Source organism: Agrobacterium tumefaciens, from assembly GCF_013337285.1.
In the GTDB taxonomy this organism is placed as follows: Bacteria; Pseudomonadota; Alphaproteobacteria; order Rhizobiales; family Rhizobiaceae; genus Agrobacterium; species Agrobacterium burrii.
Genome location: NZ_SUPW01000003.1, coordinates 179456 through 201389 on the forward strand (window position 1 = coordinate 179456; position 21934 = coordinate 201389).

Below are 21934 nucleotides of genomic sequence, written 5' to 3' on the forward strand. Positions count from 1 at the left end.
AACAGCACCCCATCCGAAAGGAATGCATGTTGTTAGCGCCGCGACATCTCATCAAAGAGCGTTGCATAGCTCTCCGCCGCGTTCCGCCATGAATATAGCGCGCGGTTTTCATAACCCGCCTCGCGAAGATTGCCCACCAGATCCGGCTCCCGAAAAAGTCGTTCCAGTGCCGCGACAAGGCTGTCAGCATCGGCAGGATCGAAAGTGAGAGCGCCCTTGCCGGCGATTTCAGGCGTGGCGGAGCGGTTGGAGCAGATGACCGGGCATCCCAGTTGCTGCGCCTCCAGCACCGGCAGGCAAAAACCTTCATAGGTCGAGGGCACACAAAGGCAGGCAGCGTGGCGGTAAAGCTCGGCCAATTGCCGGTCATCTATGCCGGAAAGCCGGATCAGCCGTGCCTTCAACTCCGGATCATGCAGCACGCTGCCGATTTCCTCTGCATCGTCACGGCCGACATGAACGACATGCAGGGCCGGCATTGTCTTGCCCAACCGTGCAAACGCCTGGCCCAGAAGAGTAAAATTCTTGTTGGACGTCGCGTTTCCGACCGCCAGTATATAAGGCCCCGGCACTGGCCGCGCGCTGCCAGCAGAATCGGGATCGACCTTCAACGTGCTGTCGGAATGGATCGTCAGGCTTTTGCCGGCAGCGGCAGGATAAAAGTGGGACAGGTCCCTTCGTGTCGCCTCGGATACACAGGTGATCCGATCTGAACCAGCCATCATCAAGCGAAAGATGAAATCGGTCGTCAAGGTTGCCCGCCAACCGATCTGTTCGGGAATGGTCTTGAAATAAAGATCGTGAACAAGGGTAACCCGCCGTTTGCCGCCGAGAGGACTTCCAAATGGATCCGCATTGAATAGCACGTCAATATCGTGCCGGCGGCACAGTGCGGGCAGCGTAGCGGCTTGGCGCAGCACATCGAGAACCATGATGCGCGGCCGTGGCGTCTCCAGCAGTTGCAAACGGCTGTCGCGCAGGTTTTCAGGCAGCTGCGCCCGCGTCCAGGGAGCGCGCAGAATATAGTCGTCCTGCGTCTGGTCCAACAACCGTTCCAGCAGGCTGAAGGTTACACGGGCGACGCCGGACGGCTTGCCGCCATATTGGCTCGGCATGTTTACGAGAATGCGCATCCTGGCCTTTCCGCTTGTCCACGCTGTCTATCCGGATCGATCACCCGCCCAGTCTCACACCACTTCCGACAGAAGTGCGGACACCGAACGGCAGGTTTCCTCCAGCGAAAAGCGACGGCTCACATCCTCCCGCCCCTTCTGCGCCAACCGTTCCGCCAGAGCTGGATGCGAAAGGATGCAGCCGAGTGCTGCGGCAAGCGCCGATGTGTCACCCGGTGGCACAAGAAGACCCGTTTCGCCATCCCGGATGATTTCGGTCACCCCGCCGCCGCGTGTGGCGACAACCGGCCGACCGCACATCATGGCTTCGACCACCACCCGACCAAAAGGTTCAGCGACAATCGAAGTATGGGCAACGGCATCCATAGCCGCCATCAGTTCCGGCACATCCGAACGAAAGCCGAGGAAACGGACCCGGCCATCAAGGCCAAGGCGGGATGCCTGCTCGCGGATGCGCGCCTCATAAGCTTCCTGTCCAAAAAGCGCGCCGCCAACGATAATGGCCTGGACACCATCCATCGCCGCAATCGCCTCCAGAAAGACATGCTGGCCTTTCCATTCGCTCAGCCGGCCAAATAGCCCGACGATCGGCTGTGGACCAAGGCCGAGTTCCCCGCGCAGCCGTGCGGCTCTTTCGGGGTCGTATGCCACCGCGATTGCAGGATCGAAGCCGTTATAAACGATACGGACCTTCTCCGCCTCGCCGCCGGCTTCAACGAAGGCCCGGCCGGTTTCCTCAGAATTGACGGCCACCAGCCTCGCAAAAAATCGGGCAAAGGCCAGCGAAGCACGGCGATTGGCGGAACTGAAGGCGGGATCCGTAACTATATCGTGCAAAATCCAGACGAGCGGACGGCGGCTGAGTTTCGCCGCAAGCGCGCAGACAAAAAGCGCCTTTTGCGAATTGGCGCAGATGACATCGTAATGCCTTGCCTCCCGGCTCAACTGCCAGGCAACGGCCGCCACGTCGGCCGCGCCGCGAAACATAGCGCCGAACGAGGAATCGCGGCGGATCGACAGCATTTTTTCTCCGGCCGACAGCAGGACCGGAGGCCTGCCGGCCGCTGCCAGATCCTCGGCAGCGCCACCGCCACTGAGAAAACAGGCACGCCAGGAATCTGGCCCAGCCTTGACGAGATCGGCGAGGAAAAGCTCAGCGCCACCCTTCTCTCCGGTGTGGCTGACAAAAAGCGCGGATGTCATGCTCTTACCTGCGGCGCGCAGATGCCCTGGAGCAGCCATGGCTCGCAATGACGGGCATGATCAGACACCCAGTAAAAAAGTTCGGCTGAGGCGGCAACGGCAGGGATATCTTCCCCCGTCGATCTGGTATAAGAATGGCAATGTTTACTTGCGATTAAAAGAAAAGACATTCAAACCTTTATGCGGATTTATATTTTAGCCCGCGCGAAATAAAAAATAATAATCAATTTAAATATTTTAGAAGAAATCGAAGAAAATTTCATGACGTTTAATTTTACCGCTGTTCAGCGTTCAACTCCTGGCGCTTTTTCCCCGGATCTTATGGTGGGGTTATCCTAGCGCCAGACCAGGAGAACGAACGATGACACCGCTCAAACGCAAGATATGCATATATATGCCGGCAACGGAAGAGGTGTCGGCATGATCGGCGTGACGCTCGGTATTATTCCCGGCAACAGGGGAGCCGTGGTCCCCTCCCTAAACGCACTTTCAACTTTGCGCGCGCGCCTGACTGCTGGCCAGAACGCCACGATTTTCGTGAATGGTGACAGCACCGCCTATGCCGACGGGGGACCATTCCAGCAGTTCGCCTCCATGCTTGGCGATCTGCACAATGCGCAGGTCGTGTTGTACCGCTGGGCCGAATGGCAGACAAATGCCGCGACCGGACCAAAGGCTTATGCCGATCCGACCACGCTGCGCACCGGCGCGGGACCAACGCTCACAGTCTACCTCGCGGCACTGCCCGGCGGTATGGCAGGCTACATGCTTGCGGACCAGCGCGCGATTGCGCTGAGGATTCCACGCCCCGATCTGTGCATCCTGCATCATGGTCACAATATGCAAAGCTTCGAGACGCCGGGGCGTATCTTAAGTTCCGGACGGTCCGCACTGCTCGGGCCACTCGGCATGACCGAGTGGCAATGGCCCGGCACACCCCAACTCATCACCCCCCAGAATCCCTGGCGCGACAGTACGGATTACGACAAGGTCTATCAGGCAATCCTCGATCTGGCTCGATCCCACCCAAATCTAACGCTGGTGGATACACATGCGGCATTTGTGGCAAAGGGCAAGGACGCTACACTCTACCGGGATAACATCCATCCGAACGATGCCGGCTCACAGCTCATTGCCCGCACTCTGTTCGGTTCCTATCTGGCTTCGGCGCCCGATAGCGGCTTTCAGACACCGTGCTGGCCGAAGCTTCCCGCTGCAAATCTCATCGCCAACGGCGATTTCACCGAGTGGTCAGGCTCTGCCCCGGCGGGCTGGAACCTGAGCGCGCCCGGCACCGCCGTCAAAAGCACCGACACTACTTTTTCTCCATCCTTCGCTTACAGTCTCGCCTTGCGCGCCAATGGCAACCAGTCGGCCGCGCTGTTTCGTTATGTCCGGAACGCAGAGGCCGCGGCGATAATCGGCAAAACCATATCCTTCGCGATCCTCTATAAAAACAGCGCTGAGCAACGCACGCCTTATATCACTCTGGTTACGAAAAGCGGCGGAGCGACACGGACCATCAATTGTTCAGCCCTGCAATTTTCGAATGTGAACACTTCTGTAAACAGCGGCTGGATGTGGGCGACGGCAAACGCAATCTCCATAGACCCCGACATCAGCCCGGATGGTTACTCATTTTATCTGAGGATAATGCCAGCCTTTGGCACCACTCCGCCCAGTTCCAACGAACCGCTTTACATTCAGAGAGTAATCGCCGTTGAAGGTGCCATGCCAAAAGGCAACCTGAGCGCTGAAAGACCGTGAAAACTCTGTCTTGCACGACGAGGTCGTCAAGACCACTATCCGCCGCCATCATCGCGCTGCCTCGCAATGATGGTGCCCTACCAACAGGACCGTCTCAGGTCCGCCAGTGAAAGACACAGGCCGCGAATGACCAGACGTGCAAATATGGTGTCATTGCCGGGTTTTATCATGGCGATGCCCCTTTATCCTTCGAGGACAATAAGGGTTCCTGGTCACTTCCTGTCGATCTTCGTTTTCTTCATTGGCTTCTTCATTCAATGCAATGTCCTGACCAGCAATCTGGGCCTGCGCTTCCTCAACATTACCGATATGCTGGTGCTGATGACCTTGCCCGTTATCGCCCTGCTTTACATTCGTTGCCTGACGCCTTCCATCCTTCTGTTTTACCTTGTCCCGCTCACTTTACTTTTCGTTCTCTCGGCTGGATTTGCCGATGATCGCGGCGAAGGAGAATTTTACACGACGGCGATGACCTATTTTTACGCCGTCTATTTTCTGTTTTTCGCCTATCTGCTGTTCAAGGAGAACCTTCTTGAGCTGTTCTGCTGGGGCATGTTTGCGGGCTTCGTTGCTGTGACGATCCTGCTGTTTCTGGACATTTTCATACATGACCAACTGGCCCCCCTCGGACTGTCATTCAACTTCGATGAAGCCGCCGTACTGGAAGCCGCTGCAAAAGGTGAAATGAGTCCGCTGCTCTTGCGTGTCGAGAAGGCTGGCGGAATTTGGCCGGTAGGCAATACAGCCGGTCCGGCCTTTGCCCTTGCCGGCGCGGCAGCCGCATATCTTGCCGAACGCTACCGGCGTCCGGCTCTGTTCGCCGTGTTTCTGCTTGGCTATCTGGCAAGTTTCACGCTCACACTCAACCGGTCGGGCGTGTTTGCCGTTCTCGCCATCGGGCTCTATTTCTATATCAGAAACTTCTCGATCAGGATGCTGCTCAGCACCTATTTCGGCTTCGCTCTTTCCGCCCTTGTCCTCGCCTCGGTACTACCATTGGGCGTCTTCGATTTCGCAGAACAGGCATTTTCGAAGCGTTTTGTGGAGGACAGCAACAGCAGCAACAATGTGCAGGAAAGGCTAGGGACGATCGTCGGCGGCTTTCAGGTGATGCTCAATCATCCTTTGGGCGTCGGCTTCACCGCACGGAGCCAGGAATTATCGGCAATATCGCATAGCGGCACACCGCATAACGGTTTTCTGGCCACCGCCTATGCATCTGGCATCGGCTTTTGTTTTCTCAGCGCCTTTGCGCTTGTTTATGCGATTTTCCGGAAGCGGAAAATCGGCTTTTTTACCTATTCGGCGATCGGGGTCATCATCGGTTATCAATTTGAAGAGCTGAATTTCAATCCCGTCTTCATGGCCCATATCGGCCTTGCTCTCGCATATGCTTTCATCGATCTGGACTTCAGGCTTTTTCTGAAAAATACAAAGCTGCGCATCGCAGGAATAGCCAATGAAGACACCCTGGCGACAACACAGCCCACCTGAGGGGCTGCACGAAACTTCAGGCAACCGCGATGATTTCAATTTCCTTCCCACCCAAACTGACCAGATCACCGGCCGCTTTCCCCATCAACGCCCGGGCGACAGGGGAAACATAAGACATCGACCCCGTGGCAGGATCGGCCTCGTCTTCACCGACAATCCGGAATTGTTGCGTCCGTCCGTCATCGCGGCTGAAGGTTACCAGGCTGCCAAAAGCGACGACGCCATCCGCAGGTGGGTGCGGCATGAGTCGGGCGGTGCGGACACGCTCGGCGAAATACCGGATATCGCGCAGGGGGGTGGCGGAAAGCCGCCGTCTTTCATTGACGTCTTCAATGGCGTTGGCGGCTTCGCAGGCTTCACGCGCCGCGTGCAGCTGCAATTCCAGCGCTTTCAGTCCGGCCTCGGTCACCAGATTGGGATGTGGCGAAATCACCCGATCAGGCAGAACCGTCTCAGCTGCTGTTTCGGCACTGTCTTCCTTTGTAAAGGCTACGCTCAATCCTGGCACTCCAATGTCGTTGAGACGCCGCCCGGGGCATCTCTCTCCAGTCCAGTTTTGCCATTGCTCCCCTTGATGGAGCAAGACCGCAATGCCCAGAAACCCGCATAGAGGGAACATACCCCTCATTTCTGGCTCTAACACGAGGCTTTTTGCCCTGCTAGGTTGTCTTGCAGGAGGAGTGAGGACACCAACGCTAACGAACAGGAGACGGCAATGGCCCGGACAGTAGTGAATGCGCTTGGGGATACGCTCTATTATAGCGACAGTTCCACCGGATTTTTCTCCGCCACGGGGTCCGGCCCACTGCTCGCCGGCACCGGCGGTAATGATTCCATGTGGGGCGATAGTTCCGTCAATGTGACGATGGCGGGCGGCACGGGCGATGATATTTATTATCTCTATTCCGGCATCAACCGCGCTGTGGAAAATGCCGGGGAAGGCATCGATACGATCGATACCTGGATGAGCTACACCTTGCCCGACAATTTTGAGAATCTCAGGGTGACGGGCGACGGCCGTTACGCTTTCGGGAACTCGCTCGACAACATCATCACCGGTGGATCGGGCAGCCAGACGATCGATGGCGGAGCCGGCAATGATGTGCTGATCGGCGGCGGCGGGGCCGACACCTTCGTCTTCACCAGCGGCAACGGCACCGATCTCATCATGGATTTCAGTGCTAACGATACGATCCGGCTCAACGGTTACGGCATTACATCCTTCGATCAGCTTGTCAGCAATGCCACGCAGCAAGGCAGCGATCTGTGGCTGAATTTTTCGAACGGCGAAGCCGTGGTTCTTGCCGGAACGACCATCGACGACCTTCAGGCCGACCAGTTCGAACTCAGTCTCGACCGGTCATCCCTGACACAGACCTTTGCCGATGAATTCGATGCGCTGTCACTGCGTAGCGGCGATCAGGGAACCTGGGATGCCAAATATTGGTGGGCACCGGAAAAGGGAAGTTCGCTGACGACGAATGGCGAGGCGCAGTGGTATATCAACCCCGCCTATGCCGGCACGTCGGAGGTCAACCCGTTCAGCGTCGAAAACGGCGTACTGACCATCACCGCTGCGGAAACCGCACAATCGGTCGCCGATGAGGTCGAGGGTTACGATTATACTTCCGGCATGCTGAACACCTATTCCTCCTTCAGCCAGACCTATGGATATTTCGAAATCCGCGCCGATATGCCGACCGACCGGGGCGCCTGGCCGGCCTTCTGGCTTCTGCCGGAGGACGGATCATGGCCGCCGGAACTCGATGTCATTGAAATGCGCGGCCAAAATCCCAACACGCTCATCATGTCCACCCATTCCAACGCCACGGGTGAACAGACATCGGTCGTCAACAATGTCAGCGTGCCGAGCACGGAAGGGTTTCACACCTACGGCGTGTTGTGGGAAGCAGACCATATCACCTGGTATTTTGACGATGTCGCCGTGGCGCAGACGGATACGCCTGATGATATGCACGACCCCATGTATATGGTCGTCAATCTCGCCGTCGGCGGCATGGCGGGAACGCCCTCAGCCAATGATTTCAGCGACGGCTCGCAGATGATGATCGACTACATCAGGGCCTATTCGCTGTCCGACTGGGCCGCTTGATAAAAACGCCGGCAGCCGCGTCCAGAACTGCCGGCGTTACAGACATCAGCCTTTGCAGGCTGTGCCTTGTTCGAACGCCTTACTCAGCCGCAAGCTGTGTCCGTGCGGCATAAAGCGACATGAGGTGCCGCGCCGTTTCCAGACTTGCCGGCTGCTCGGCGCGGTAACGGCGGCTAATTTCCATCGTCAGCACCGTATCCGGAAGGAAGGTCAGTTCCGAGAAGATGCTCTCCCACTCGATATCCCCCCAGCCGAGCGGCATATGCAGATCGCCGATACCAAGGGCGGTATTTTCCTGTGTGAAATAGGCCTCGTAGAAGCCTTGCGGCCGGCCGAAGGAATCGTGCACATGCAGATGGCCGGCAACGGGCGCCATGGCGCGAAGCTGTTCGCGGAAATCGAGACCACGATAGGTGGATTCGAGATAGGCATGGCTGAAATCGATCAGCGCCACGACATTGTCGTGACCGACCGCCTTCACGGTCGCGGCCACCTCGGCCGGCGTCTGGCGATACTGGCCGGGTTCGGTGGAGAAGATATTCTCAAGCGCGATACGCACACCATAGGGTTTGCAGAATTCCGCAAGCTCGAACAGCGCTTCGCGCTCACGGGCATCGGCATCGGCACGCTCGGCAATCTGGTCCGCACGCAGCGCGCCACTATGCTGGACGAGAATGCCCGCGCCGATGCGGTCGCAGAGGACAGCGAGCGCCTTGGCGGCATCAATCTGGTAACGGCAGGTCACCGGGTCCATGAAGTTGGACGACACCAGACCATGCACGGTGTAGCGGAAATCAAACTCTTTCGCGAGCGCCACGAACCGGTCGGCGCGCTCCTCGATGATACGGCCGCCGGCGATCATATCGAGGCTGGTCGCCGCGATTTCCACCGTGTCGCAGCCAATCTCGGCCAGTGCCCGCAGATCGCTTTCAAGAGTGGCCAGTTCGCCGTCGTTCGAGCCGGCGTTGAAACCGGTACCAATCAGATTTGTCATGTCGTCATCTCTAGGGAGTAAGTAAGGTTATGTTAGTTCAGGCAGCCGCGCGGCACGCCGCGCCGTATCGAACAGGTCCGGGCGATCGATATTGACGTAGTCTACTCCGGCCAATGCGATCTCATTATGAAGGTCCATGTCATCGCCGCCGTAATAGGCCATGACTTCGAGACCGGCCTTGCGGCATGCCGCGACAAGTCCGGGCTTGCGCATCTGCGCCGGTGTGATCTCGATGATCGAGGCATGATGCACCGCCGCCGCCAGTGAGGGCGACTTGGCAATGTCAAGCGTCATCATCTTGCGAAGCTCAGGCGCGGCGGCGGCCAGGCCCCGGCGCATCTCTTCGGAAAAGGAGAAGAAGAACGTATCGCGCACCATGCCGAGATCCCGCACCAGCGCGGCGACCTTGACCGGGTCGCAATATTTCAGCTCGACATAAACACCGCAGCGGCCACGCAGATGGCGCAAATAGGCATCGAGACGCGGCACCACCGCCCCCTTGGAGCTTTCTCCGAACCAGCCGCCGGCATCCAGCGCATCGATCTCGCTCGACAGGGCATGACCGATCGGTCCGGTGCCATTGGTGGTACGATCAAGCGTTTCATCGTGAAAGACATAAAGCACGCCATCCGCGCTCTCGCGCACGTCAAGCTCGATGTAATCAGCACCCTGCTGCAAGGCGAGATCAGCGGCGGCGAAGGTGTTTTCCGGTGCAAAGCGATTGGCGCCGCGGTGGGAGACTATTTTGGGCATGGAATGTCCTGTCAGTTTACGGGTTCCGGCTGACGCGCCGGAATGGTCGAGTGCTGTGAAAGATCGGCGTGCAGCCCGGCGATGCGATTGCCGGTGACGCCGAAAATCAGTGTCAGGCCGGATGCGCAGGCAAGGCCGACCCGTTCACCCGGTGCATGTCTTATCGTCTCGCCATATTCCAGCGCGTGCACCATGCCTGCGGGCGTATCGACCGTGTAGAAAACCTCGCGCCCCATCGGCTCGACGGTAGCGATCTCGCCCTCAAGCCGTGCTTCGGCGGGTTTGACCAGCGCAATATCCTCAGGACGCAATCCGAAGGTGATCTCGCCATCGTAATGGGTATTGAGCTCAAGCCGCGCGTCGCCGATCCGCAATCCTTCGCGCTCAGCCCGCCCCCTCAGTAGGTTCATTGGCGGCGTGCCGATGAACCCGGCGACGAACAGATTGTCGGGCCGGCGATAAAGATCGTCAGGCGTGCCGATCTGGGCAATCGCACCATTGTTCATGCAGATGATCCTGTCGGCCATGGTGATCGCTTCGATCTGGTCATGGGTGACGATCAACGTCGTGATCTTCAGCCGCTTCTGCAGGCTTTTCAGTTCGGCTCGCATAGTGATGCGCAGCGTCGCATCGAGATTGGAGAGCGGCTCGTCCAGCAAAAGGATGTTCGGCTCCTTGACCAGCGCTCGGGCCAGCGCCACGCGCTGCTGCTGGCCGCCGGAAAGCTGCGAAGGCCGCCGGTCAAGCAGTGCGCTGATCTGCACGAGGCTCGCCGCCTCTTCCACCCGCCGCGCCGCTTCCTCACGCGGAACATTCTTGAAGCGCAGCGGAAAGGCGATGTTCTGCCGCACCGTCAGATTGGGATAAAGCGCATAGGACTGGAAAACGATGCCGACATTGCGGTCACGCGCATCGATGCGGTTGACGTTGTGACCGTCAAAGGCAATCTCGCCGCCGGTCGGGGCATAAAGCCCGGCCAGCAGGAAAAGCGTGGTCGATTTTCCGCACCCGGACGGGCCGAGAACGGCGACAAATTCGCCGTCTTCGATAGCAAGCGTCATTGGTTGCAGCACGCGGGTGTCGCCCCAGCTTTTGGTGACGTTGTTAAGGGTGATCCTGGCCATGGCGATTATCCTTTGATCCCGCCGAAACTCATCTGGGTGATGTATTTCTGCGTGAAGATGTAGATGATCAGCACAGGCAGCAGATAAACGATGCCGACAGCGGCGATCATGCCGTAATTCACGCCCACGCTGTCCTGTGCCACGAAGAAGAGATAGAGGCTCATCGTCATCTGGCTTTTTTCGATGAGCAGGGTCTGGACGAAGACATACTCCTCCCAGCCGCGCAGAAAGGTGAAGGTGGCGACCGCGATCAGCCCGCTTCTCACCTGCGGCAGAACCACCATGCGGAAGGCCTGAAAACGCGTCGCACCATCGGTGACGGCGCTCATTTCGATGTCCCAGGGAACATTGTCGAAGAAGCCCTTGAGAACGAAGATCGCAAAGGGCAATTCCAGCGCGCTCATGACCAGCACGACGCCGAAGAGATTATTGAGCAAGCCCATGTAATGCAGCTGCACGAAGATCGCGACGGTGAGCGCGAGTGCGGGAAAGGCATGCAGCAGCAGCAGCCCGCGCAGCACGTTTTCACGCCCGGCAAAGGTGAAGCGCGACAACGCATAGGCGGCGGGCGTGGCAACCAGCGCGACAATCAGCGTCTGCGAAGCGGCAAACAGCAGCGAGCTGCGCATGGCGGTCCAGACGGACGGCATCAGCGCCATGCGCGTGGTGCCGGTTTTCTCGATATCACGGCTCCACAGGAAGCTGTAGTTCTCGATGGTCAGATGCGGCAGCACCAACACAAAAACCAGCGCCGCCACAACAACGGCGAGCGCCAGCCAGAGCAGCAGGGGATTACGCAGGCGCTGGGAATAGAGTGCGACCGCAATCACGCTGGCATAGGCAAAAGCGGCGATTGCACCACTGCGCCACAGCACGAGCCGGCTGAGATTGTCGTCGGAACTCGTCAGCGATTTCACCAGTAGCCACAGATAGGGCAGGAGAACGGGAACCGAAACCACCGTCAGGAACACGAGGATGACGGGAAGAAAACCGGCGCGGTGAGCGATGCTGCGCTTTTCAAGGCGCGTCCAATCCGGCTTCAGATCAAGGGCACGCCTGTTATGGGCAGGTGCCTGTGTGTGGGCGAGCGTCATCACAGCACCTCGATTTTGGCAGGAGCAAAGGTCGAACGCATATTGCTGAGGCGCCATTGCACCAGCGTCACGGCGACGCCGATGGCCATCAGGCCAAGCGCCAGCGCCGCACCATAGGCGTAAGCGCCGTTTTCGAACGCGCGGCGGTAGATATAAAGCGCGTAGGTCGTGCTGTCGTAGACCGGGCCGCCACCGGTGATCAGCAGAATATATTCATAGGTCGTCATCAGCGACAGCGCCTGATAGAGCGTGATGAAGCGGACCGGTGCCGAGAGCGCCGGTGCGACGACATGGCGAAGCACGCCCCATTCGCTGGCGCCATCGACACGCGCCGCATTGGCCAGATGCGACGGTATGGAGCGGATGGAGGATGTGAGAATGACCATGGCGAAGGATGCGCCGACAACACCGTTCGCCACCACCACCAGCAACAGCGGAAAGTCGTTGCGCAGATTGAGAGCGGGTGCGCCGAGCGCGCCGAGAAACTGGTTGAGCAGGCCCGATGAGGTGGGATCGGCGATCCATATCCACAGCACGCCGTAAAGCACGGCCGGGCTCATGCGCGGCAAAAGCCACAGACCGCGAAAGAAATTGCCGATCCGGTCCGGGATCGCCGTCGTCGTCACGGCCAGCAGCGCGCCGAGGCCTATATTGAAGAAGAACAGCGTCGCGCCGACATAGATGAACGTCGTCAGAAGCACGATTGGCAGGCGCATGTCACGTTGCACCATGCGCTGGAAATTCTCGACCGTGAATTTTCCCACCTTCAGATTTGCGCCCATATCGGTAAAGGCGATCACCAGATTGACGACGATGGGCGCAAGAAAAAACACCCCGAGCAAAGCGAGAGCCGGTGCCAGATAAAAGATCGGCCGGGCCGGGCGACGCGCCCTGAGCTGGAATTGAGACATTACGATATACCGGTGGGAACGCAGGAAAGCCGCCCGGCAGAACCGGGCGGCGTGGTGTCAGGCAAACTCAGTTGCTTGCGGTTTCACGGATTTCGACGTCTGCGCCGAATTGCAGCTCAAGTTCGTCGGCGATGAAATCAACCGCCTGAGCGGCCGTCATCTTACCGGTCTCAACCGCCTGCAGGCCGCTGAACAGCACCTTGTTATAGCTGCCGAACTTGGTGTGATTGGGCACGAACTTCGCGTCCTTCATCATCGGCGAGGCAGCGGAAAGGACCCAGTTGTCCCGGTATTTCGGCATGGCCGTCTGGGCGTTGCTGATAGCCGTATGATAGGAGGTCACGGCGTGTTCGTTGTTGAAATAGGGCAACGTCGCGAGCGCCACGAGATCGGCGGCGATATCGGCATTTTTGCTCTTGGGATTGACGGTATAGAGCAACGGATGCGACAGGTTGGCCGGTTTGCCGCCCTTTTCGGCTGCCGGCGCGGAAATCCAGCCGATCTTGTTGAAATAGCCCGCGCCATCGGTCGGCCAGGTCGCGCCGTTCTTCTCACCCACCTGCCAGGCAACCGCCCACACACCCTGATGGAAGATGAAAGCCTTTTCCTGCTTGAAGGCAGTCTGGATGGCTTCCCAGCTCATGGCGGTGTTGTCGACCGGGGTAACGCCCTGCTTGGCGTTGCGCTCGTACCAGCCCAGCGCCTTGACCATTTCCGCCTTGGGGAAGACGAGCTTGCCGGTCTTTTCGTCCATGAACTTCACGCCATAGGACTGGAACACCATCAGATAATCGATGCCGACATTCGGGCGGTGCAGCATGCCATATTGCGCGGCCTTGCCGTCAACCACTTCCTTCGACAGCGCGGTCAGATCGTCGAGCGTAAACTCACCGGCATCGACCTTGGCCGGCAGGCCCTCGATGAAGGCTTCGTCCTTGCCGATCTTGCGCAGCATATCCTTGTTGTAGAAGAACATACGGATTTCCGCGTCCTGCGGAATGCCATAAATCTTGCCGTCGGTTGCTTTGGCCGAGTCCCACAGGACCGGCAGGATATCGCCGTAGACCCAGGGAGCGGCGGCAATCTTGTCTTCCATCGCCATCGCATAGCCATCCTGCGCGAACTGGCCGATCCATTCATGCGGCAGAATGTAGACATCCGGTCCCTGCCCTACCGAAAACGCCTTCAGCGTATCGAGTGCGAAGCCATCCCAGCCCTGCACGCTGCTGTTGTTGGTATCGATGACGATACGCTTGTCGACACCGGCGGCCTTGAACTGCGCATTCATGACGCCGGCCGCCGCTTCGATGTTGGTGATGCGGGCAGGCGCATTCTTGTCGGCAAGCGTCCAGAGCTTGATGTTGATGTCTTCGGCAAAAGCAGCGGCCGGCAAAAGCGCGCCGAGGGCGACCGTCGCCGCCAAGGAGAGAGACTTGAACATGTGATCCATTCCCGTTGAAACTGATTATTTAATTAAGTTGCTTAATTTACAGCTTTATGACATTTCCGGTGACAAAGCTGGGAGAGCGAAACTTTGGCTGACAGACGAAACGGTGGGCTTGCGGGTATTGGCGCGACACAGGGCGCGCTTCTGGGCTACATAAGGCGCAAGGGCTCGGCCTCACGGGTCGAACTTGCCGAGTATTGCAGCGTAACGCCGGCTGCCGTCAGCATGATGACACGCAATCTGCTGGAACGTGGCCTTATCGAGGAAGGCGCGCGCCGGCAGGAGGGTCGCGGTGCCCCCCATATCGACCTCATGCTCAGGAAAAATGTCGGTTACGCCCTGGGAGCACATGCCAATCGTTATTCGGTCACGCTGACGTTGTTGAATTTCAGCGGGGAAATCGTCGGCGAATTACGGATGCGTGGCGCCTATGACGCCTTTTCCGACGTCCAGCGGGCGCTTCAGGATGGATCCGAAGAGCTGCTGTCGAAAAACGCGGTCAACCGAGACGACCTGATCGGCGCGGCGATTGCCATGCCCACCCGCTTTCGCAAAGAGGCGATGTCTCTCGACCTTGCCGAAGAGGTGATTTCCTGGGCGGGCTCCGACCTTTCCACCATGCTGCGCGAGGCGCTGCGCTGCCCGGTGATCATCGAAAACGATGCCAATGCGGCCGCGATGGGCGAACTGACGCTCGGCAACAAGGCGGCACACGAGAACTTCGCCTATCTCTATCTGTCTGAAGGCATCGGCGGCGGCATCATCATCAGGAACGAGCTTTATCGTGGTTATCTCGGCAATGCCGGCGAGATTGGCGCTCTGCGCGGCCGTGGAGACTCCCGCCCTTCTTTCGAAGACCTGGCGGCCTGGTGTCTTGAGCATGTGGGCGAAAAACCCTCGGGGCGCGCGCCGGATGTCTGGACGGATTATCTGTTGCGCAATGCCGACGTGCTCGATGCATGGCTGGAGCGGGCCGGGCCGCAGGTCGCCCGCCTCGGCTTTGCCGTCAGCGCCGTGCTCGCACCCACCGCCATCTATGTCGGCGGCACCTTACCGCGAATAGTACGCGAGAAGCTGATGCAATGGCTGGATTATGAATGGTCGAACCCGTTTAACGGCTCGAAGGTCATACAGCCGCAGGTCCTGCTGCCGGAAGTCGTCGCGACGGACCCCGTGGCCTTCGGCGCAGCGGCAATGATCCTGCACGGCATCAGCGAACTTGGCTGATACCCCGCGCGTGAGCGGTTCAGCCGAGATTGTTCACCATGAAATAAATCAGCCAGCAATGTGCGATCGCCAAAACCGCCCAGGCCCATTTTGCGACCCTGATATCGGCATCAACGACCGTGTTGCTGATCTCAGCTCCACCCGGAACCTCTTCGCCGCGGCCATCCCGTGTCAGAGACGGGGATGACGCCTTGATATCCGGCTCGATGACGGCATAAAGCCTGTCGTTGCGCATCGATGCACGCGGCTCATCGTCGACGCTCTCCGCTTGGGAAAGCGCGCCGTCGCCGGAAGCGTAATTCACCGCCAGAAGTTGCGATGACACCCGCCTGTTACGCATGTTACTTCGATTGGGCATCATAATTGTCCACATAATAAAAATAAAAATATCCACCAGTAGTACCGGATAAAGCCGTGGCTCTTCCGGGCATGTCAGCGATATGCGCAGTTCACGAGCGTCTACCGACCAGGTATTTCCCCCATGCCTTTGCGTCCCCCTGAACGCAAAAGGCCCCGGTAATCACCGTCCCGGGCCTGCCGGCAAATCGCGCCTGGCCGCGTAAGGCTTGGCCTCCCGCTGGATCAGGAAGACGGATTTTTCGACCGGAAGCGGCTCGGCCGTCCGGTACCGCTGAAACCGTCTGGAATATTCGAACCGGATCAGCCTGCCTTCGAACTTCCCCGCCAGAACGCGATAGCCGTTGACGAATTCGTTCAGGATTTCCAGCTCTTCCCCCCACAGCCAGCCACCGTAAGAGGTGCCCTCGTTCGAACGCAGCACGATCTCGAAAAAATGCCCGCCCGCCACCACCGGCATGCGAAAAAGAATATCGAGATTATCCTCATCCTGATCATCACACTTCTCAGCCGATAGCCTGGCATGGGCAACTTTCGCATGAACCAGCGCCGAGACCGGATAGAACGGACGTCCCTTGAACCACATGAACTCGCTGACCGCGTATCCGACATCGTCGGCACGCTGGTAAGGTTCAGTACGCGGCTCGAACGCCATGTAGCTTCCGTTGAACGCTATCAATTTCGAAATTTCCCGATGCCTGCCCGCTGCATGTCCGCTGTTTTCCGCCCGTCTTTCATGCTTCTGTCTGCGACAATAGGCAGGCCGCGTCACACCAGCGTCAAATGGAACGCTATGATGACTTTCAATTTCCCGGACACGTTGTTAGATGGTGATTCATGAGGGGACGAAAGTGGCTGGGAACGCTGAACTGATACCGATCAGGCTTTTTGGCACCCCGCGCTGTGACGCGGTGAGGGAGGCGTTTTTCCCGTCCAAGGGTTTTGCCCTCATCGCAGCCCTCATTCTTGCGCCCAACCAGTCGCTTTCCCGCCAGTCCGCCGCATCGCTCCTGTGGGAAAATGTCGAGCAAAAACGGGCACTCGGCAACTTGCGACAGCTGATCCTGCGCCTTCAGAAGCTGCCCAATGAAGACGAGGCCATCCTTCTCACCGAAGGGAACGATCTGAAGGCCGGACAGCTGGCGCAGCGGACCGACCTTGCGATCTTTCTTGTCGGCGCCAGAGCCGAAGACCCGATGCGCCGGCTGCAGGCCCTGCTGGAATTCGGCGGCGATCTGCTGGATGGGCTGGATGCCGGGCAGGATCATCTCTACCTCTGGCTGTTGTCGGAACGCCGCCGTCTCAAGGACCTGTTCTTTTCGAGCTACACGCAGCTTCTGGAGGAGCTGACCCGCTTTGGCCGCGCCAGCTCCAATGATATCGCGAGACTTGCCGAATGCGCGCGCAATATCGAACCGGAACGCGAGGAAACCTACCGCGCCGCCATGGCCGCCTATGCGCGGATCGGCAATATCAGCGCCTGCGAAGGTATGTTCGGCCTGTTGCTGGAGCAGCTGCGTCAGGAGGAACGTTCGCCGGAAGCCGAGACCGTGGCGCTGAGACGCCGGATACAGAGCCTCGCCTCGACGATAGCCACCCCCGCCGAGCCGGACGACGCCAACCGGCGAAAAGCCACTGCGAAACCGCGCGTCGCCTTCGGCCTGCCGGCGCGGGTGGATGGGCTGCCGGCATCGCCGGTCATGCATGCCTTTATCGAGGATGTCGCCAACAGCCTGGTGCGCTATCGAACATTTACCGTCCTTTCGCCGCACAGCACCTTTGCTCTTTCACGAGGCCGGGCCGATGATGGTTACGCCATGCTGCGGGCCGACTACCGGATCATGTCGTCGGTTTTCGACGATACCGGCATGTCAGTGGCGCTGATCGAGGAAGCGACCGGCGAAATCGTCTGGTCGCTGGAAGTGGTCCTCTCCGAGCGGCACATCCACACCGCCTTTCGTCTGCTCTCCAAACAGGTGGCTGCGGCGCTTGCCCGTGAGATCGAGCGGCTGCAGGTGGAACCCGACCGGAACCACAGCGGCGAGGCCTACCGGCAATTGCTGGAGGGCCAGCAGCTCCTGCGCGGCAAATGCGACCTGCCGCTTCTGCGCAGAGCCCGTTCGATGTTCCGCAGAGCCGTCGATCTCGATCACAACATGGCCGTCGCTCGCGCCCGGGTGGCGCAGAGCCTGCAGCTGGAATGGCTGATGCTGGGCGGCAACGACCCTCACCTGCTGCACCGCGCCAAGGCGGAGGCTGACGCTTCCGTGGAAATCGACCCCGCCCTCGGCGTCGGCCACTGGATGTGCGCCGTGGTGGCGCTCTACCAGCGGGATTTCGACATATCCGCCGAAAAATTCTTCGAGGCGGAGGCGCTTGCGCCCAACTCCGCCGACCTCCTGCTCCAGCATGCGGATGCGCTTGCCCACTTTGGCGATGCCGAGACCGCCTGGGAGAAATTCCAGCAGGCGATCGATCTCAACCCGCTCGCACCCGATATCTACTGGTGGGCAGGCGCCAGCATCGCCTTCAAGCGCGAGGATTACGGCGCGGCGGTGGAATTATGCGCGCGAATGGAAAATGACGAGCCGGCCCTGCGGGTTCTGACCGCAAGCCACGCGCTGCATGGGGATTTGGCCGCTGCACGGGAAACCGGCGGCAGGCTTCAGGAAAACTATCCGGGTATGTCGGCGAGGGAGATCAGCAGCCTTTCTCCAGACCGCGACCCGATAGCGAATGAGAAATTCTATCACGCACTTCGATTAGCTGGGATCAAATAGGAGATATTATGTCCTCGCATTTCTTCATTGTTGGAAAAAAGGGCTTCGGCGTTCTTTTCATTCGCACGACGCCGCTGAGGGTTGCGTCCGTATCGCATGAGACGATCGCGGCCTATGAAGCCAGCCACCCCGGCGTGGACGGCTATGCACGCGTCGCGGCTGCGGCAAAGGCCATGCTCGTCCGCCAGGACGGCCAGCCCGAGGCTGAGCTGGACCAGGTCCAGATCCAGGGCATCGAAGCTCTCGTCGCCGGCGGCGCCGTGGTTTCCGAGGCAGATTTCGCCTTTATCGGTGAAGTGACCGACGCCGGCTGGGATTTCAACCGCATGGTGCAGGCACCGATCGGCGCGGCGCTGAAGGCTGTCGGTCCGGCGGGTTCCGTCACCGGCGAGCTGTTCGACGCCATCCTTGCCGACGACGCCAACTCTGCACCCTGATCGCGGTTCCGCAGCCTTGACCGGTGCCGGTGCTCCCATATCAGCGACAGCGGCTTCGAGGCATGCGGACGCATCGTTCTTCGATCCCGAACTGCTCCGGCAGTTCGGGATTACCCGCGTCGGTGACGTGACCGGTCTCGATATTATCGGCATACCCGTCTGGTTTGCGGTGCGCCCCAATTCGCGCGGACTTTCGGTTTCGCAAGGCAAGGGACTTGTTGCGGAACAGGCGCGGCTCTCGGCGATCATGGAAGCCATCGAAGGCGCCGTCGCTGAAGATACCCGCAAACATGTCTCGGCCTTCGGCTCCCTCGAGCAGATGCGGGCAAAGGGCGTTCCTCTCATTCCTTTCGAAACCGTCGGCCGCGTCGATCCGGACAGGCTCGATCCTCGCCGCGAACGCGGCTGGGTGAAGGGAATATCCGTTCGCCAGCAGCAGGAGGTATTTGCTCCTTACGAACTCATCGGCATGGATTTTCGCGCGGATTTCCCTTGGGATCGGCAGGCTTTCCTCATGAGTTCGCAGGGTCTCGCGGCGGGGTTTAACGACGACCATGCGGTTCTCCACGCCTTGCTCGAACTCGTCGAAAACGATGCCTGTTTTCTCGTCGATACATTCGAAACCCGCACGATCGCGCCGGAGCCGGTCACATTTCCGGCCGGCGTCGATACGTCGTTCGACAGCCTTGTTGACCGCCTTTCAGACATTGACCTGAAACCGTCCTTCTTCGACATGACGAATACACTCGGCGTGCCGGTGGTGATGGCAAGCCTTCCCCGCTCCGTTAACGCGCTGGACGGCCCCGCAACCCGTAATGCGGCGGGCGCGGCCTGCCGGACCGCAACCTATGACGCCGCCGCTGCAGCGCTGCTCGAAGCGATCCAGTCGCGACTGACGGATATCAGCGGTGCGCGGGATGATCTCTCCCCGCTGCGTTACCGGCGGGACATGTTGAGTGCGCCTGCATCAGCGCGGCAGCCGGTAGAGCGGACGCCGGTGCAGCTTGATCTTGTAACGGATGGCAGATCTTCGCCACCCTGGCGCAAGCTTGCCGAGCGCCTTTTTACCGCAGGGATTGAGGACATTTATGTCTTCGCACTGGAAACGGGTTTCCCGGGCCTCAATGTCGTGCGGGTTCTGGCAAGCGGCCTTACCCCGACCAGCGGCGGCCTGCAAAACATATCGCCGCGGACACTCGATCATTTCCTGAGCACCGGAGGTGTTCGATGAAAACCGTGGTTTTTGCCGGCCCCTCCATCCACGGCGTCACTGGCAAAAAAACGTCAGGTCTCGATCTTCGCGGACCCGCCGCCTGCGGTGATATTTTCGATGCCGTGCAGCAGGGCGTCCAGACGATCGGTCTCATCGACGGCCTTTATGGGGACTGCGCCGCCGTCTGGCACAAGGAAATCCTGCATGCCCTGTCATCCGGCGTCACCATTCTCGGTGCCGCCAGCATGGGAGCGCTCCGGGCGGCGGAATGTGCGGCCTTCGGCATGATCGGCATCGGCGAAATCTTCGAAGCCTATCGCGATGGACGACGGTTTTCCGACGCCGATGTGGCCGTCAGCCACGCGCCGGGTGAACTTGGCTATCGCCCACTGACAATCGCGCTGGTCGACGCCGAGGCAACGCTGGAAGCGTGCCGCGATAAAATCGCACCGGAAGAACACGATACTCTGCTGCACGCCGCCCGGCATCTGCATTTTACCCGCAGAACATGGCGCGCCATTGCCGCTGAAGCCGGGCTTGGTTCGGACGTGGCAAATCTTCTGGCCAAAGAGGCCGTTTCCGTAAAAAGAAACGACGCGGTCGAACTTCTGGAGGTGCTCAATGCCGGGGACCTGCCGTCCCCGCCATCGCCATCATGGAAATTCCAGAACACGGTGTTTTTTCAGCAATTAGCTGCACGGCGGATGACAGGAGAAAAGACGCCGTGACAATTTCCCGGTCTCCGTCTTTCGTGCCCGATTGTGGTGGACTGATTGACACGATCGCATTCGCGCTTCCGGCATCGTTTTTTACCGAGCACCGCGACAGGGATGGCATTTCGCCACTCCTTCCCATCGGAAACCTGCTTTCGGCCCTGCCCCGCGAAATGATCGCGGCCATCGTCGTCGACCGGGCCTGCCTTTCATCGGCGCAGAACTGGCTCGAAAGGCTGGCGCCCCCCTGCGCCGCCGAGTTGCTGCCGCTTGATGAAAACAGCAGCATTTCGCACCCGTGGATACAGGATATCGTCCATGTTCGGACCGATGGAAAAGGCACCGCGACCGAACTGGTTTCGGCAGCGGGAAACGCCAGCGCCAGCGCGCTTGCCAGGCGTTTCGGGCTCGTAACGGCCGTTTCGGACGTCCTTTTGGATGGTGGCAACCAGCTGGTTGGTGCGGATTTTCGGCTGGTCGGACACTCGAGCCTCCAGGACAGTAGCGGGGCAGGTGTCGGGAGCAACGCCGTAGAATGTTTGCAGCAATGGCAGAAGGTTCAGGTTCTCGACGGCAGAACAGTCTACAGTTTTGGATACCGGCCGGAAGACCTTGGAGTTACGGAGGCCACGCTCGACCTTTCCCAGGCAAGATCAGCCCCCATGCCGATGGCCGCCCGGAAAATGCACCAATGCGGTTTCCACGTTGACCAGTTCGTTGCGGTAACCGGTCTGAGGCAGGAAAACCGTCCACTGCTTCTGGTCGCCGATCCGGTGGCGCATGCGGGATGCAGCAGCCGTGCGGCGACGGATCTGAAACGAAAACTCGACGCCTCGGTGCTTTCGCTGATCCGGGACGGTTTCGCAGTAATACGAAATCCCATTCCCCTTTCACCGGCCATCGACAGCAACAAATGTATTCCGCGACTTTACAACAATGCCATTCTTGAAAATGTCGCACGATCAGGCCAAAAACAGCCATTCGTCTGGCTGCCGCATTTCGGCGACGAGGAGGCGCTTGAGGAGTTCGACGAAGACAACAGGCAAATCTGGGAAAGGCTCGGTTTTCATCCCATCGGCGTGGCCGGATGGAGCCATCTCGCAAGCCGCAACGGGGCGTTGCGTTGCGCCACAAAGGTTATAAACCGGGCCTCGTGACGTGTTCTGTAACTGTA

At 59.2% G+C, this 21934-nt stretch carries 20 protein-coding genes; 9 read left to right on the plus strand and 11 right to left on the minus strand.

Annotation, left to right across the window (positions count from 1 at the left end; all coding sequences use genetic code 11):
- Nucleotides 1-32 precede the first annotated feature (32 nt).
- The gene (locus FCH38_RS10940; RefSeq protein ID WP_174373773.1) at nt 33-1133 is read right to left on the minus strand and encodes a glycosyltransferase family 4 protein; all 1101 of its coding nucleotides are present in this window, start codon (nt 1131-1133) and stop codon (nt 33-35) included.
- A 54-nt stretch (nt 1134-1187) separates the two neighbouring features.
- Nucleotides 1188-2336, minus strand: a complete 1149-nt coding sequence (locus FCH38_RS10945; protein ID WP_174373774.1) for a glycosyltransferase family 4 protein — start codon at nt 2334-2336, stop codon at nt 1188-1190.
- 420 nt (nt 2337-2756) lie between these two features.
- On the opposite strand from FCH38_RS10945, the gene FCH38_RS10950 reads away from it, so the two are divergent.
- A complete protein-coding gene (locus FCH38_RS10950) occupies nt 2757-4103 on the plus strand; it encodes an SGNH/GDSL hydrolase family protein (protein ID WP_174373775.1) in 1347 nt (448 codons plus the stop codon).
- A 126-nt stretch (nt 4104-4229) separates the two neighbouring features.
- Nucleotides 4230-5597 (plus strand): O-antigen ligase family protein, encoded by a 1368-nt coding sequence (locus tag FCH38_RS10955; RefSeq protein ID WP_174373776.1) that lies wholly within the window; start codon nt 4230-4232, stop codon nt 5595-5597.
- 16 nt (nt 5598-5613) lie between these two features.
- Here the strand turns inward: FCH38_RS10955 and greA are convergent, their stop codons facing one another.
- Complete coding sequence (greA, locus tag FCH38_RS10960; RefSeq protein ID WP_153514837.1) at nt 5614-6096, minus strand: transcription elongation factor GreA; 483 nt, start codon at nt 6094-6096, stop codon at nt 5614-5616.
- Between the two features lie 216 nt (nt 6097-6312).
- On the opposite strand from greA, the gene FCH38_RS10965 reads away from it, so the two are divergent.
- Nucleotides 6313-7710, plus strand: a complete 1398-nt coding sequence (locus FCH38_RS10965; protein WP_174373777.1) for a family 16 glycosylhydrolase — start codon at nt 6313-6315, stop codon at nt 7708-7710.
- A gap of 79 nt (nt 7711-7789) precedes the next feature.
- Here FCH38_RS10965 and FCH38_RS10970 read toward each other — a convergent pair whose 3' ends face one another.
- From FCH38_RS10970 to FCH38_RS10995, 6 genes are all read right to left on the minus strand, one after another.
- Complete coding sequence (locus FCH38_RS10970; protein WP_174373778.1) at nt 7790-8704, minus strand: TIM barrel protein; 915 nt, start codon at nt 8702-8704, stop codon at nt 7790-7792.
- A 27-nt stretch (nt 8705-8731) separates the two neighbouring features.
- Nucleotides 8732-9457 carry a glycerophosphodiester phosphodiesterase gene (gene ugpQ, locus FCH38_RS10975; RefSeq protein WP_174373779.1) on the minus strand — a complete coding sequence of 242 codons (726 nt, stop codon included), beginning with the start codon at nt 9455-9457 and terminating at the stop codon, nt 8732-8734.
- An 11-nt stretch (nt 9458-9468) separates the two neighbouring features.
- Complete coding sequence (locus FCH38_RS10980; RefSeq protein ID WP_174373780.1) at nt 9469-10581, minus strand: ABC transporter ATP-binding protein; 1113 nt, start codon at nt 10579-10581, stop codon at nt 9469-9471.
- A 5-nt stretch (nt 10582-10586) separates the two neighbouring features.
- The gene (locus tag FCH38_RS10985) at nt 10587-11675 is read right to left on the minus strand and encodes a carbohydrate ABC transporter permease (RefSeq protein WP_174373781.1); all 1089 of its coding nucleotides are present in this window, start codon (nt 11673-11675) and stop codon (nt 10587-10589) included.
- Entirely contained in the window at nt 11675-12586 is a 912-nt protein-coding gene (locus FCH38_RS10990) for a carbohydrate ABC transporter permease (protein ID WP_153514504.1), read from the minus strand. Before FCH38_RS10990 ends, FCH38_RS10985 begins: the two co-directional genes overlap by 1 nt.
- A 67-nt stretch (nt 12587-12653) precedes the next feature.
- Entirely contained in the window at nt 12654-14027 is a 1374-nt protein-coding gene (locus tag FCH38_RS10995) for an ABC transporter substrate-binding protein (RefSeq protein WP_174373782.1), read from the minus strand.
- Nucleotides 14028-14120: 93 nt separating this feature from the next.
- Between FCH38_RS10995 and FCH38_RS11000 the strand changes: the two genes are divergently transcribed.
- On the plus strand, nt 14121-15260 hold the full coding sequence (locus FCH38_RS11000) for an ROK family transcriptional regulator (RefSeq protein ID WP_153514502.1): 1140 nt from the start codon (nt 14121-14123) through the stop codon (nt 15258-15260).
- A gap of 19 nt (nt 15261-15279) precedes the next feature.
- On the opposite strand, the gene FCH38_RS11005 is transcribed toward FCH38_RS11000, so the two are convergent.
- Both FCH38_RS11005 and FCH38_RS11010 read right to left on the minus strand, forming a co-directional pair.
- On the minus strand, nt 15280-15618 hold the full coding sequence (locus FCH38_RS11005; protein ID WP_174373783.1) for a hypothetical protein: 339 nt from the start codon (nt 15616-15618) through the stop codon (nt 15280-15282).
- Nucleotides 15619-15780: 162 nt separating this feature from the next.
- Nucleotides 15781-16272, minus strand: coding sequence for a hypothetical protein (locus FCH38_RS11010; RefSeq protein ID WP_174373784.1), 492 nt, complete (start codon nt 16270-16272; stop codon nt 15781-15783).
- A 172-nt stretch (nt 16273-16444) separates the two neighbouring features.
- On the opposite strand from FCH38_RS11010, the gene FCH38_RS11015 reads away from it, so the two are divergent.
- The 5 genes from FCH38_RS11015 to FCH38_RS11035 are packed head-to-tail and all read left to right on the plus strand — an operon-like array spanning nt 16445 to nt 21917.
- The gene (locus FCH38_RS11015) at nt 16445-18397 is read left to right on the plus strand and encodes a BTAD domain-containing putative transcriptional regulator (RefSeq protein WP_174373785.1); all 1953 of its coding nucleotides are present in this window, start codon (nt 16445-16447) and stop codon (nt 18395-18397) included.
- Nucleotides 18398-18405: 8 nt separating this feature from the next.
- A complete protein-coding gene (locus tag FCH38_RS11020) occupies nt 18406-18834 on the plus strand; it encodes a hypothetical protein (RefSeq protein WP_046799798.1) in 429 nt (142 codons plus the stop codon).
- A gap of 37 nt (nt 18835-18871) precedes the next feature.
- Complete coding sequence (locus FCH38_RS11025; RefSeq protein WP_174374014.1) at nt 18872-20065, plus strand: YcaO-like family protein; 1194 nt, start codon at nt 18872-18874, stop codon at nt 20063-20065.
- Entirely contained in the window at nt 20062-20775 is a 714-nt protein-coding gene (locus FCH38_RS11030) for a TfuA-like protein (protein WP_174373786.1), read from the plus strand. Before FCH38_RS11025 ends, FCH38_RS11030 begins: the two co-directional genes overlap by 4 nt.
- Nucleotides 20772-21917 carry a hypothetical protein gene (locus FCH38_RS11035; protein ID WP_174373787.1) on the plus strand — a complete coding sequence of 382 codons (1146 nt, stop codon included), beginning with the start codon at nt 20772-20774 and terminating at the stop codon, nt 21915-21917. Before FCH38_RS11030 ends, FCH38_RS11035 begins: the two co-directional genes overlap by 4 nt.
- Nucleotides 21918-21934: the final 17 nt, after the last annotated feature.